Origin of the sequence: Candidatus Macondimonas diazotrophica, assembly GCF_004684205.1 — a bacterium.
GTDB classification, from domain to species: Bacteria; Pseudomonadota; Gammaproteobacteria; order UBA5335; family UBA5335; genus Macondimonas; species Macondimonas diazotrophica.
This window is the reverse complement of record NZ_SRIO01000021.1, coordinates 20,420-33,791: the sequence shown is the minus strand read 5'-3', so window position 1 is coordinate 33,791 and position 13,372 is coordinate 20,420. Positions and strand designations below refer to the sequence as shown.

The window sequence follows — 13,372 nt, the reverse complement described above, 5'->3', positions numbered from 1 at the left end:
GCCGTAGCGCGGATGGAACGGTTGGTAACCCGGCAGGCGCGGCTGCAGGATGAAGGTTTCGAAGAACCACGCCGTGTGCGCCAGATGCCACTTGGGCGGGCTGGTGTCGGGCATGGACTGGATCACCATGTCTTCGGCGGTGAGCGGTGTGGTCAAGGTCTCGGTTCTTCGGCGGATCTCGCCATACCGATGCTCCAGGTTGCCATGCGTCATGGGCGAGTCCTGTTCATTCGACGCGGTTCTCCGCAGCTGACCTCAGATCATCATGGGAGCGATTCATGACGCCGATGGTTCCCTCGGGATCCGCACGGCGGCATGGAATGACACCCACAGGGGACGAAATCCCCGCACATGGTGTCGCAAGCATGACGAAGCGCGCGCAGCTTTGCTACCCGGGTATGTCGACAGGGTCAAGGGCCGGCGTGATCGAGGTCCTGTGCCGGGCGCGCGATGGTGTCCAGAAAGCGATGGAATAGCGGGCGCAGCACATCCAGGGATGCCGCCAGCGTGTGGGTGTCATCGACCACCACCAATTCAGCGCGATGCTCGCGCGCGAAGCGGATGCCGACTTCCACGGGGATCACCGTATCACGCCAGCCGTGCACCACCGTGCAGCGCGGCGGGTGGACCGGCTCGGGCAGCGTATATCCGGCGAAGTACAGGGCCGGTGCCATGAGAAACAGGCCACGCGCCTGAAGTGCGCTGCACGCAGCAGCGCTGACGTATCCGCCCATGCTGCTGCCGGCAAGGACCAGCGGGCCGGATGGACGTGGTGCCAGCTCAAGTAGCTGGGCAACGCGCACGGCAGGATCCGTGCTCCCCGTGTAATCCGGGCTCATGACCGACCAGCCAGCAGATCGGGCAATTTGCGCCAGGGCCGTGATCTTGGTCCCCCAGGGGCCGCTGTCCCGGCCATGGGCGAATACCACCAGCTTTTCGGTCATCGGTTGCCTCTGTCGTTGATGCGGGTCGGGTGGGGCTGCGTCGGGTTGGTGCGACATCTTGACGCATATCATTCGTTCGCGTGACTGGGTACAATTTAACGGTCGGTTTGGAGAAAGGCTTACATTCTCTTCAGTGATTGAACGATTGCTCAAGTTATCGATCTAATATCTTGAACCGAACACGGGGGATACCCTGAACCAACAGTTTAACGCTATCGGAGGAGCGATAAGATTTATGAATGCGCTCAAAGCAACTTGGAAATACGGCCGGTTCTTTCTTTTTCCGGCGATGTCCCTGGTGGCCCTGATCCTATTCTTCGTGGGTGGGCCCGTCATCACGGCATTTGCCGTGTTCATGGCGGCGTTCATCTTTCTGGGCGACCTGTTCTTTGGCAAGGACGAGGGGACCTACACCTATAAGCAGGCGTGGATCTTCTATCCGCTGCAATACACCTCTCAGGTCGTCTGTGCCCTGACGGTGATGATGTTTGCCTGGCTGCTCGGTTACTATGCCACGGGCAACGACCCCTTCGGCTTTGGCGGATTCGTGCAGTCGCTGACCGGCTATGACCTGTTGGCCGCCAATGCCCAGAACACGATCTGGGAAATGCTGGGCGCCCTGGGTCTGGCGGCGATCGCAGCGACCAACGCGTCGATCATCGTCGGCCATGAACTGACCCATCGGACCGAGAACCCGGTGGCGGTGTTCATGGGTCGGTTGGGTGAGGCCTTCGGCATGTTCACGCTGTTCTCGATCCGCCATCCCTATGGCCATCATAATCTCGTGTGCACGCCGGCCGATCCGGCCACCAGCATCCGCGGCGAAAACTACTACCACTTCCTGGTGCGCTCGACCCTGGGCCAGTACAAGATGACTTGGGATCTGGAGAAGGAACGCCTGAACCGGATGGGTGAGAACCACCTCAGCTACAAGAATCGCGCGATTCGGGGTTGGTTGATGGAGGCGGCCGTCGCGGTGTTCTTCATGGCTGCCGCCGGGTTCGTCGGTCTGCTGGGCTACCTGGCCATCGGTTTCATTGCCCGCAACGCTCTGGAACTGGCCAATTACATGGAGCATCACGGTCTGGTCCGCGTGCCCACGGAACCCATGCATGTGCGTCACGCCTGGAACTGCAACAATCGGATGTCCAACTGGTTTCTGTGTGCCATCAACCGTCACGCCCATCACCATGCAGATGCCAGCGTGGAGTTTTGGAACCTGAAGCCGCTGGTGCACGAAGCACCACACGCGCCGGCCGGTTACACGACGACCTTCTTCTATGCCCTGATTCCACCGCTGTGGTTCAAGAAGATCAGCCCGCTGCTACTCGAATGGGATCGCAACATGGCTTCGGAGGCTGAGCGTCGTCTGGCCGCAGAGCAGAATGTGAAGAGTGGGGTGTCGTATCTGGAAAACGAGACCTATGGCTACAGTCGCGAAGAACTGCTGCGAGGCAGCCAGCCACCGCCGGATTGCAGCCTGCTGCCGGCCTAAGCGGCTACTGACCGCCCGGCCTCAGATGCCGGGTCGATAAGAAGCGGCACACCTGGATTCCAGGTGTGCCGATCTTTTTTGGTGTGCACCGAGAAACTTTGTGGAAACTCAGCTCAAAAAGCGCACTGCGCGCTGGAGATACCCATAAGCCTTGACGGGGTAGGGGCCGCGGATGAACTGGGCGGGGGAAAAGCGCTTGCTCTGGAATTGCACCGATTTTTTGTGGGAGAACTCCGTGAATCCCCAGAATCCATGGTAGGCCCCTGCGCCGCTGTCCCCTGTGCCGCCGAAGGGCATGTTGAAGTTGGCCAGATGCACAACGGTGTCGTTGACGCAGGCCCCGCCCGAGATGGTTTCGGCCATGACCCGTTCGGCTCGTCCTCGATCCTCATCGAAGTAATACAGCGCCAGCGGGCGCGGACGGTCCATAATGTAATCGAGGGCTTCGTTCAGGCTGTCCACCGCACGGATGGGCAATATCGGTCCGAAGATTTCTTCCTGCATGACGCGCATGTCGTCGGTGACGCCGGTGATGACGGTCGGCGCGATGACGCGTTTGCTTTCGGGGATGGCTTCGCCGGCCGGGTTGATTTCGTGCACTTGGGCGCCCTTGGCGCGCGCGTCTTCGATCATGGCCTGCAGGCGGTTGTAGTGGCGATCGTTGATGATCCAAGTGACGTCCGGGTTGTCGGCCAAAGTGGGATAGCGCTGGCTGACCGCCCGGGTCCAGGCCTCGAGGAAGGCCTGCTGGCGATGACGGGAAATCAGCACATAGTCGGGCGCGATACAAGTCTGCCCCGCATTGACCCCCTTGCCGAGCAGGATGCGGTTGGCTGCCTTGTCCAGGGGGTAGTCATCGGTAATGACGGTCGGTGACTTGCCGCCGAGTTCAAGCGTGACCGGCGTCAGATTGCGCGCCGCGGCCATCATTACGCGTCGGCCGATTTCGGTGTTGCCGGTGTACATCAGATGATCGAAGGGCAGGGCGGAGAAATCGATGGCGGCCTGCACATCTCCGGTGACTACCGTTACGTAGGACGCATCGAAGATTTCCCCCAGCATGCGCTTGAGCACCTCGGCCGTGCGCGGGGTCATGTCCGGCGGCTTGATCATGACATGGTTGCCGGCGGCGAGTGCGCCGATCAGCGGGGAAAGCACCAACATGACGGGGTAGTTCCAGGCGCCCATGATGCCGACGACGCCCTTGGGTTGATAGTAGATCCGCCCGCCGGGAAGGCCCGACAGCAGCGGCGGGCGCTTGGGCTTGGCCCAGCCCTTGATCTTGCCTTTCGTGAGGCGAATTTCGGCCAGCGCGCCCAACACTTCGCTGGCAATGGTCTCATGCGGTGAGCGGTGGCCGAAGTCGGCCTGCACGGCTCGCACCAATTCATCGGCGTGGGCACCGATGCTGCGCGCCAGGGCTTCCAGTGCGGCGACCCGCCGTGTGACATCCGGAAAACCCTGCTCGCGTAGGGCGCGACGCTGTCTGTCGAGAATCGGTTGATAAGGATTGGCCCGCGTTTGGACCTCCGTCAGTGGTGGCGGCCGGATCGCGGTGGGTTGGGGGGTGCTCATGAGGTCTCCTCCGCACAGTCGTTGTTGGATTCGGATTGGCAGGGATCGGCGCTCAGCCTCCGGTGAGGCGATGCCCTGTCTCTAGGGAATAGCAAGGAACCAACTGATTTTCCAGTATTTGACGCGTGTCTGATCTGCGGGCGGATTGCGTGTGAGCGGGCGAGATGATTCAGGTGGCCGGATCGCTCGGATGCCAGTGCCTGCAATCATCGGGCCGGTGTCAAGCGGCGCTCAATGGGGCGGATGAATGGTTGAGGTTGCGGTCTTGCGCGGCGACAGGCACATCTTCAACGGGTCACCGCGCCTTCACTGGCGCTGGAGACCAGTTTGGCGTATTTGGTCAGCACGGCGCCTGGCTTCGCAGTTTCCGCGGGTTGATGCCACTGGGCCTGTCGGCTGGCCAGATCGGCTTCACTTAGTTGAACGTCAAGGCGCTGATGGTCGATATCGATGGTGATGGAGTCGCTCTCCTGGAGCAGCGCAATGGGGCCACCGACGGCCGCTTCCGGGGTGATGTGGCCCACAACCAGGCTATGGGGATCGCTCGAGACGCGTCCATCGGTGATCAAGCCCACCTGATGGCCCAAACCGGTCGCGACGAGGATCGATGTGACGATCATGAGTGCACACATCCCCGGACCGCCTTGCGGGCCCTGACCACGAATGACGATGACATCGCCCGCATGGATTCGGTGGTCGAGAATCGCAGCCAGGGCTGCTTGCTCCGAATCGAAGATCCGCGCCGGTCCGGTGAGGCTGCGCGATGTGATACCCGCAATCCAGGCGACAGCGCCCCCGGGCGCGAGATTCCCCCGAAAAACGGCCACCGAACCTTCGGAGTGAACGGGATCGCGCCAAGGGCGAATGACAGCTTGTTGTGGGTCGGGTTCGCCGGGGATGATCGCGAGTGTTTCGGCCAGGGTCCGGCCGGAAATGGTGCGTGAGTCCCCATGCAGCAAACCATGATCGAGCAGCAAACGCAGGACCTGCGGAACCCCGCCCGCACGATGAAAATCGGTCGTCATGTATCGACCTGCCGGCTTGAGGTCACACAAAACCGGCACCTTGCGCCGAATCGCCTCGAAATCATCGATGCTCAGCGGCACCTCGGCAGCATGGGCAATGGCAAGCAGGTGCAGGACCGCATCGGTCGAGCCGCCGATCGCCATGACCAGCGCGATGGCATTCTCGAAAGCCTCACGGGTGAGCAGATCGCGCGGCCGGAGGTTCAGATCGATCGCCCGCATCAAGGCCCGGGCGGAGGCGCCCGCGTTGTCCGCCGTTTCAGCGTCTTCGGCCGCCCCGGTCGAGGAGCGCGCCAGACTCATCCCGAGCGCTTCGGCTGCGGCCGCCATGGTGTTGGCGGCGGACATCCCGCCACCGGCGCCGGGGCAGGCATGGCGTTCGATGTCCAGCAATGTGTGCAAATCGATCCTTTGGGCACCGTAGGCGCCGACGGCTTCGATGGCACTGACGATACTCAGGTCACGACCATGAAGGTGGCCCGGCTTCATGGTCCCGCCATGGACGAAGACCGCAGGGATGTTGAGGCGGGCGATCGCCATCAGGGCGCCTGGGATGTCGTTGTCACCGGCGCCGATGGCCAGCAGCCCATCCATGAGCTGGCCATCGCAGACTGTTTCGATGGAATCGGCAACGACCTCGCGTGACACCAGCGCGTAGCGCGCCCCCGGGGTCCCCATGGAAACGCCGCCGGAAACGGCGATGGTTCCGAAGCGTTGCGGCATGGCCCCGGCCTCGCGAAGCGCCCAGTCTGCGCGCGCGGCGAGTGTGTTCAGGCCCATGTTGCATGGGGCCGTTGTGTTGAAGCCGTTGGCAATGCCCACCACGGGCTTGTCGAAGTCAGTATCCGTAAAGCCGGTTGCGCGGAACAAGGCCCGGTTCGGGGTGCGCTGTGGTCCTTGGGTCAGGTGATGACTGCGTGCATTGCGGGCCATGGGGCGTTCTCCTGTACCAGACCGGATGGGACGGCCGTGATTCCGGAAGGGCAGACGAATCCAGCGAGGCGAAGGCTGATGGTTGAACGGTGACGGGTTTGCTACGCTGGCTGCTCTGAATGGGTTCGCTCAGTTGAGTTGCGCTGGATTTGATGGGTCCTCGATGACGGGTTTGTTTTCCTCCTGCTGGCTGAGGTCGGATCTGGCCGATGCCGTTACCACGCAATTGCCCGAACTCCCGGCGCCCGCTGAAGGCTTTCCGTGGACATGGTGGCAGGCCGTCGCGGCCAACGGCTTGATCAGGATCAGTTCGCCGGTTTCGACAGACGCCGACGGCGGCGATGCGCTTTCACTTTCGGCGCTGGCGGAGCGGCTCGGGCGTGCGAATTGGCCGGCCGGACCGGCGCTTGCCGTGTTGTTCGAAGCGTGGGTGGCCGGCCATTATTTCGCGGTCGCCGATGGCGACCCGGAACGGACCGCGGTGCGCGATGCGCTGATTCAGGGCCGGCAACTGGTGGCGGTCGCCACGTCAGAACCCGGGGTCGGGGCCAACCCCAAGTATCTGTCCACTCATGCCGGCCGAATCGGCGATACGTGGCGATTGTCCGGGGTCAAGTCACCGGTGACCCATGGCGCGGAAGCTGCCGTCTTTCTGGTCCTGGCGGTCACGGCGCGCCACGCTGGCCGGCAACAATTTTCCCTCTTCGCGGTGCCGCGCGCGGCTGCGGGTGTGACCGTGGAAAACGTGACCGCCCCGGTTTCACTGTGGCCGGCCAGTCATGCCCGTGTGCACTTTTCCGAAGTGATGCTGCCGGCCTCGGCCCTGCTGGGGGCGGAAGGCAGCGCGTTGACGGAATGGGCCAAACCGTTTCGCTTGGGTGAGCAAGCCTTCCTCCTGGCGTATGCCCTGGGATTGGCCGGCCGGCTGGGCGATGCCATTGCCGCGAGCGGCAAGGTGGTGGCCGGGGAACTGGGGCAGGCCATGGCACCGGTCGCGGCGCTGGCGGCGACGCTGAGTCATCTTGCTGCGTGTCCGGCTTCGGATGGGCGGCATGAGGCCATGCTCACCGGAGCTTTGGGGCAGCTCAAGATCGCGCAGGCGGGTCTGGTCTCTCTGGCGCGACAGGCCGGTCTGGCGCCCGGCGACGTCAGTGCGCTGCAACACGTCAGTTTTTTTCTGCTGCGGGGTGAATCCCGTGGCCACGACCGATTGGGCCGTCAACTGCTCGATCAGACCATGACACAGGGAGTGTGAACGCGTGAGTTTGGAACGTTTCGCCAGCGTCGACGCCATCGTCGAGGATTTTGCCGCGATGGACTATATCTGCAGTCGTCGCATCGCGACCTGTCTGTTCGTGGCGCATCATCTGGGCCGTCCCATCCTGGTCGAAGGCCCCGCGGGAGTCGGCAAGACCGAGCTGGCCAAGACCGTGGCGCGCTATCTGGAGCAGCCGCTGGTGCGTCTGCAGTGCTATGAAGGGCTCGACGAATCCAAGGCGATCTATGAATGGAAATACGGCAAGCAGTTGCTCTATATCCAGTTGCTGAAAGAGAAACTGCACGAGGTGATGGGCGACGCCGTGACGCTGGAGGCGGCGACCGCCCGCCTGCATGCGCATGAGGATGTGTTCTTCTCCGAGCACTTTCTCGAACCCCGTCCGCTGCTGAAGGCTTTGCAGGAACCCGAGGGCTGCGTCCTGCTGGTCGACGAGGTGGACAAGTCGGATCAGGAATTCGAGGCACTGCTGCTCGAGATTCTGTCGGATTTCCAGGTCACGGTGCCCGAAATCGGGACCATTGCCGCGCAGCATCGCCCGTTCGTGCTGCTCACCAGCAACAACACCCGCGAGATGAGCGATGCGCTCAAGCGTCGCTGTCTGCATCTGTACATTCCCTATCCCGACGCAGCACTGGAACGGCGCATCGTGGGCGTGCGCGTGCCGGGGATCGACGAGGCGCTGCGCGATCAGTTGGTTGCCTTCATTCAGCGCATCCGCCAAGTCGATCTCAAGAAACATCCGTCGGTCAGCGAGACGGTGGACTGGGCACGTGTGCTGGTGCTGATGCATGCCGACGCGCTGGAGGAAAGCCTGGTGCGCGAAACCTTGAGCGTGTTCCTGAAGTTCGAGGAGGACATTCGCCGTGTCGAACAGGAGATGACAACGCTGCTTCATGAGTCCCGCACCGTCGTGACGGGCTGAGCTGATGGATCGGGTACTGGCCGATTTCATCCAGGCGGTACGTGGCGCACAGGTGCGGGTATCCGTCGCCGAGGCCCTGGAGGCGCACGAGGTGGTGCGGGTGCTGGGCTACGGTGACCGCGAGGTGCTGCGCGAAGGTCTGGGCGTGACGCTGGCCAAGACCGTGGACGAAAAGGCGCGATTCTTTGCGGCCTTCGATCGTTACTTCACGGCGGAGGCCTTCGCCGATGCGGATCATCAGGACTATCTGGCGACCGACGAGGGAGCAATCGCCCCCGAGAGCGAAAGCGAGGCATCGACACTGGTCGAGCAGCTCTTGCGCGGCGATCGCGCCGGGCTGATGTCGAGCCTGCGCGAGGCGGTGCGCGAGGTGGGGGTGAGCGAGATGACGCTGTTCACCCAGCGTGGGGTGGTCATGCAGAGGCTCACCGCCCGTATGGGACTCGATCGACTCGATCAGGAACTGGCGCAGCTCGAGCGCAGCGGGCAGGGCAGCTCGGATCGTGCCCGCCGGCTGCGCGAGGGGCGGGCCTACCTGATCGATCAGATGAAGACCTTCGTTCAGCAACAGGTGGCCCTGTATACCGGCGCTTCGGGCGAGGCCTTGCGCGAACAGGCATTGTCGGAGCGGCGGCTCAACAAGCTGGAAGAAGACGACATCGCCCGCATGACCGAACTGACCCAGCGTCTGGCGCGGCGTCTGGCGCGCCAGCATGCACGCCGAGCGCGCCGAGCCCGGCGTGGCCAGCTCGATGTCCGCCGCACCCTGCGCCGCAACATGGGCTTCGATGGTGAGCTGTTCAACATCCATTGGCGGCGCATCCGCGTCGATCGACCGCGTGTGGTGGTGATCTGCGATGTGAGTCGCTCGGTCTCCGATTACACGCGCTTTTTGCTGCTGTTCCTGCATTCCCTGAGCGAGGTGATGGATCGCATCCGCAGCTTCACGTTCTGCGCCGATGTGGTGGAAGTCACCGACATCTTCGATGAACAACCGGTGGCGACCGCGCTGGAGGCCGCGCAGGCGGCAGCGCCCGTCGGTCCGACTGACTACGGGCGCACGCTCGCGCATCTGGTGGAGCGACATCTGGATGCCTTCACGCCACGCACGACCGTTCTGTTCCTCGGTGATGCGCGCAACAATCTGGGCGATCCGCGCGCCGATCTGCTCAAGCTCATCGGTCAGCGCAGTCGCCATCTGATCTGGCTCAATCCGGAGCCATTCGTGACCTGGAACACTGGTGACTCGATCATTGCAACCTACCAGCCGCTGTGCCATGTGGTGCGCGAATGCGCCACCCTCAAGCAGCTGGAAGAGGCTGTCAATCAGATGCTGCGTCTGACGACGCGGGCCGTCTGAGCTTGAGGGACGGGGCGCTGCTCCCTAGAATCGCCCTCTCGTGTGCCGGCGTAGCGTTCCGGCGAGCCCTTCCCTTTCCGTCGGATGATGCCGTTGCGCCCGATCAAACAGGCTTTTCACGATCGCTACATGGCCCTGGCGCTGGTGCAGATGGGGCTGAGTGCGCTCGCCGTTCTTGCGGCGACCGCCTTGCGTTTCATTCATGTCGGCCGGCCCGGCGTGGAGAGCATTGCCCCGCTGGCACCCAAGGTAGCCGCATTCTCGCTGGTGCTAGTGACGACGATGTACGCCTTGGGCATGTATCAGCGTTTCGCGCTGATGCGGACAGAGGAAATGGCGGTTCGGGTGGTGGCGGCTTGCGGCCTGACCTGGGCGGGTCTGGCGCTGTTGTACTACCTGTTGCCTGGTCTGTATCTGGGACGCGGCATCATGGCGCTGACCTTGCTGTTCGTCGCGCCCGCGCTGCTTACCACGCAGATCCTGTTTCAGCGCTGGGGGGAAGCCGCACTGATCAAGCCGCGGGTATTGGTGCTGGGCGCCGGACAGCGGGCCGCGGATCTGTTCGCCCGCTTGGGGAAACCGCGCGGATCGCGGCTGGTTGGGTTCATGCCGCTATCCGCCGATCAACTGGCCGAAACGCTGCCCGGGCCGATCGTGCGCGTTGCCACGAATCGACTGGATGAATTGGCGCGCCGGCTGCGGGTGGATGAAATCGTCGTGGCACCCGATGAACGACGCGGTTTGCTCCCGTTGCAGGCATTGCTGGAATGCCGTGCTTTGGGAATTCGGGTAACCGACGCGATCGGTTTTGCCGAGCGGGAGACCGGCAAGGTGTTTCTGGATCTGCTCCAGCCGGCAGCGCTGGTATACACCACAGGTGGATTCGGCAGCGCACTCTATCCTTACGGCAAGCGGGTGTTCGATACAGTGGCGGCGATGCTGTTGTTAGGTCTGGTGGCCCCGTTCATGGTGTTGGCCGCGCTGGCGATTCGCGTGGAAGACGGGTTGGATGCACCCGTGTTCTATCGACAGATCCGCACGGGAAGGGGGGGGCACGCCTTTTCGATCTGGAAATTTCGCAGCATGAGCGTGGATGCCGAGCGGAGCGGTGTGCCCGTCTGGGCGCAACGCGACGATCCGCGTGTTACCCGTGTCGGGCGTATCCTGCGCAAATATCGCATTGACGAATTGCCGCAGCTGTTCAATGTCCTGCGCGGGGAAATGAGTCTGGTCGGGCCGCGGCCGGAACGCCCGGAGTTCGTTGCCGAGTTGGCCCGCAACATTCCGTTCTATGATGTGCGCCACCGCATCGCGCCGGGCCTGACCGGGTGGGCCCAGCTCAACTACCGCTATGGTGATACCGAGGCCGATGCGCGGGAGAAGCTGCAATACGATCTCTACTATCTGAAACACCAAAGTCTGCTGTTCGATCTGATGATCTGCCTGCTAACCGTGGAAGTGGTGTTGTTCGGCAAGGGCGCACGGTGAGATACGGGGTCTTCGGATGCGTGAACGTTTCCTGACTTTCGGGGCGCCGCTCATCGGCGAGGCTGAAATTGACGAGGTGGTGGACAGCCTGCGTAGCGGCTGGCTGGGAACGGGGCCCAAGGTGGCCCGCTTCGAGCGCGATTTCGCTGCCTACAAGGGCGTCGAGCAAGCAGTGGCGGTCAACTCCTGTACTGCAGCCCTGCATCTGAGTCTGCTCGCGGCGGGTCTGGCGCCGGGTGATGAGGTCATCACGACGCCACTAACCTTCTGCGCGACGGTCAATGCGATCCTCCATGCCGGTGCGACACCCGTGCTCGCCGATGTGGATCCCGTGACCTTCAACCTCGATCCGGCCGCGGTGGCGGCGCGCATCACCCCGCGCACGCGCGCCGTCCTGCCGGTGCATTTTGCGGGCCGTCCCTGCGATATGGGCGCCTTGATGGCCTTGGCGGAGCATCATGACCTGCGAGTGATCGAGGACTGCGCTCATGCCATCGAAAGCCGCTATGACGGCCGCCCGGTTGGGACCATCGGCGATTTCGGCTGTTTCAGCTTTTATGTGACCAAGAACGTAGTCACCGGCGAGGGCGGCATGATTCTCACGCGGCGGACCGAGGATGCGGCGCGCCTCAAGACGCTCGCGCTGCATGGCATGAGCCACGATGCCTGGCGGCGCTTTTCGGACAGCGGCTATCGCCACTATCAGGTGGTCGAATGTGGGTTCAAATACAACATGATGGATCTGCAGGCGGCGATCGGGCTGCATCAGCTGGCGCGGGTAGAGGCATCCTGGCAGCGCCGCCGCGCCATCTGGGCGCGCTATCAAGCTGCTTTTGCCGATTTGCCGGTGATCCGGCCGGCGGAGCCTGATCCCCAGACCCGGCATGCCCATCATCTCTACACCCTGCTCATCGACGAGGCGCGCTGCGGCCGGACGCGCGACAACTTTCTCGACGACATGACGGCGCAGCGCGTCGGCGTAGGCGTGCATTACCTCAGCCTGCCCGAGCACCCTTATTATCAGAATCGGCTGGGTTGGCGGCCTGAGGACACGCCCGAGGCCATGCGTATCGGCCGGCAGACAGTCAGTCTGCCGCTGTCGCCGGCGTTGACCGATGCGGATGTTGACGACGTCATCCAAGCGGTCCGTTCGGATATCGCGCGATGAAAGCGTGGTTGTTGCGTCAGTTGCCTTCGGCTTGGCGGCAGGCGGCGCGCGCCCGCGTCAATGCTTGGCGGCGCGACCGCAAGGCGCCGCGCATGCTGCGCGGTTACGCTGATGCCACGGGCCAGTGGCGGGCTTGGGTGCGCATGAGTGATACCGCGGTAATCCAATGTCCTGAACAGGTCATCCTCGAGGATCGCTGTTTCGTCTGGCATTACACCATTCTGGACGGGACCGGCGGGCTCGAAATCGGTGAAGGTAGCCATATCGGGGCCTGGGTGGGAATTTTCACCCACAGTTCCCATCTCTCGATGCGCATCTATGGGCGCCATTATCTTGATGTCCCGCAGAATCAACGGGTCGGCTTCCGAACCGCGCCGGTGCGGATCGGCCGTTTCGTGGGAATCGGGGCGGGCAGTTTGATCATGCCGGGGGTGACGATTGGCGATGGCGCGGCAATCGCGGCGGGTTCCATCGTGCAGAGCGATATTCCACCGCACGTGCTGGCAGGCGGCAATCCAGCCCGTGTCATCCGCAACATGCGCCGGTTCGACCAGCGCATGTTGCGTGAGCATCCCGAGCTGCTGCCCTGGTATGAGGAATGGCAGCAGGATGCCGGGGGTCGGACCGCCGCGAATGCGGCGTCCGAAACAGGCTCGCCCGTCCGGCATGAATGACCGACTCGCCGGGTCCGGTGCCCTGCTGGCCCATGGACACGCCTGGTTTGGCTCATTTCCCTTCAAGTTCGGGTGCCGGGACGAAGGTATAGCGCTTGTGCACGTTGGTCAGGTCGCTTTTCGGGAATTGGGCAAAAAGCTCGACATTCAGGGTTCGTCGGCTGCCTGGGGTCAGGATCAGGATACCCTTGGCATTGGCATCACCGAAGTACGCGCCCACGGCATTGGCTTCCTTTTCGAGATCTGCGCGTTCATGCGGGGCGAACGCCATGGCTTCCACACCACCCCAATAGCAATCGTTCTTCTGACAGCGACCATAGGCACGAACCATGGGTTTGCCACGTTCGACCTTAACTTGAAGAAACTTGACCAACCCTCGGGCATCCTGGTTTTTCCAGTAACCCAGAAAATCCTCGGCGCTGGCATGAGCCAGGGACGCAGCGAGGAACAGCAAGGTGCCGAGGAGTACGCGCAATCGGGACATGATGGAGCCTCCAAGTGGAATGGAC

General features: G+C 62.9%; 12 protein-coding genes. 7 read left to right on the top strand and 5 right to left on the bottom strand.

The genetic code is table 11. The features are described from left to right. Both E4680_RS12275 and E4680_RS12270 read right to left on the bottom strand, forming a co-directional pair. On the bottom strand, positions 1-213 hold a 213-nt coding region (locus tag E4680_RS12275; protein ID WP_205688928.1), incomplete at its 3' end, for a DinB family protein. Between the two features lie 197 nt (positions 214-410). After that, positions 411-944: an alpha/beta fold hydrolase gene (locus tag E4680_RS12270; protein WP_135282709.1), complete on the bottom strand. Its 534-nt coding sequence runs from the start codon at positions 942-944 to the stop codon at positions 411-413. A 235-nt stretch (positions 945-1,179) separates the two neighbouring features. On the opposite strand from E4680_RS12270, the gene E4680_RS12265 reads away from it, so the two are divergent. Next, complete coding sequence (locus tag E4680_RS12265; RefSeq protein ID WP_135282708.1) at positions 1,180-2,439, top strand: fatty acid desaturase; 1,260 nt, start codon at positions 1,180-1,182, stop codon at positions 2,437-2,439. 108 nt (positions 2,440-2,547) lie between these two features. Here E4680_RS12265 and E4680_RS12260 read toward each other — a convergent pair whose 3' ends face one another. Then, complete coding sequence (locus E4680_RS12260) at positions 2,548-4,014, bottom strand: coniferyl aldehyde dehydrogenase (protein WP_135282707.1); 1,467 nt, start codon at positions 4,012-4,014, stop codon at positions 2,548-2,550. A gap of 287 nt (positions 4,015-4,301) precedes the next feature. Next, on the bottom strand, positions 4,302-5,972 hold the full coding sequence (gene ilvD / locus E4680_RS12255; protein WP_135282706.1) for a dihydroxy-acid dehydratase: 1,671 nt from the start codon (positions 5,970-5,972) through the stop codon (positions 4,302-4,304). Positions 5,973-6,135: 163 nt separating this feature from the next. Between ilvD and E4680_RS12250 the strand changes: the two genes are divergently transcribed. From E4680_RS12250 to E4680_RS12225, 6 genes are all read left to right on the top strand, one after another. After that, positions 6,136-7,227 carry an acyl-CoA dehydrogenase family protein gene (locus E4680_RS12250; RefSeq protein WP_135282705.1) on the top strand — a complete coding sequence of 364 codons (1,092 nt, stop codon included), beginning with the start codon at positions 6,136-6,138 and terminating at the stop codon, positions 7,225-7,227. A gap of 4 nt (positions 7,228-7,231) precedes the next feature. Beyond that, positions 7,232-8,173, top strand: coding sequence for an AAA family ATPase (locus tag E4680_RS12245; protein WP_205688927.1), 942 nt, complete (start codon positions 7,232-7,234; stop codon positions 8,171-8,173). Between the two features lie 4 nt (positions 8,174-8,177). Further along, the gene (locus tag E4680_RS12240; protein WP_135282704.1) at positions 8,178-9,533 is read left to right on the top strand and encodes a VWA domain-containing protein; all 1,356 of its coding nucleotides are present in this window, start codon (positions 8,178-8,180) and stop codon (positions 9,531-9,533) included. Between the two features lie 93 nt (positions 9,534-9,626). Continuing rightward, a complete protein-coding gene (locus E4680_RS12235; RefSeq protein ID WP_167792501.1) occupies positions 9,627-11,021 on the top strand; it encodes a TIGR03013 family XrtA/PEP-CTERM system glycosyltransferase in 1,395 nt (464 codons plus the stop codon). 16 nt (positions 11,022-11,037) lie between these two features. Beyond that, on the top strand, positions 11,038-12,189 hold the full coding sequence (locus tag E4680_RS12230; RefSeq protein ID WP_135282702.1) for a DegT/DnrJ/EryC1/StrS family aminotransferase: 1,152 nt from the start codon (positions 11,038-11,040) through the stop codon (positions 12,187-12,189). Continuing rightward, positions 12,186-12,863: an acyltransferase gene (locus E4680_RS12225; RefSeq protein ID WP_135282701.1), complete on the top strand. Its 678-nt coding sequence runs from the start codon at positions 12,186-12,188 to the stop codon at positions 12,861-12,863. The genes E4680_RS12230 and E4680_RS12225 overlap by 4 nt, the downstream gene beginning before the upstream one ends. Positions 12,864-12,915: 52 nt before the next feature. Here the strand turns inward: E4680_RS12225 and E4680_RS12220 are convergent, their stop codons facing one another. Continuing rightward, positions 12,916-13,347 carry a hypothetical protein gene (locus tag E4680_RS12220; RefSeq protein ID WP_135282700.1) on the bottom strand — a complete coding sequence of 144 codons (432 nt, stop codon included), beginning with the start codon at positions 13,345-13,347 and terminating at the stop codon, positions 12,916-12,918. Positions 13,348-13,372: the final 25 nt, after the last annotated feature.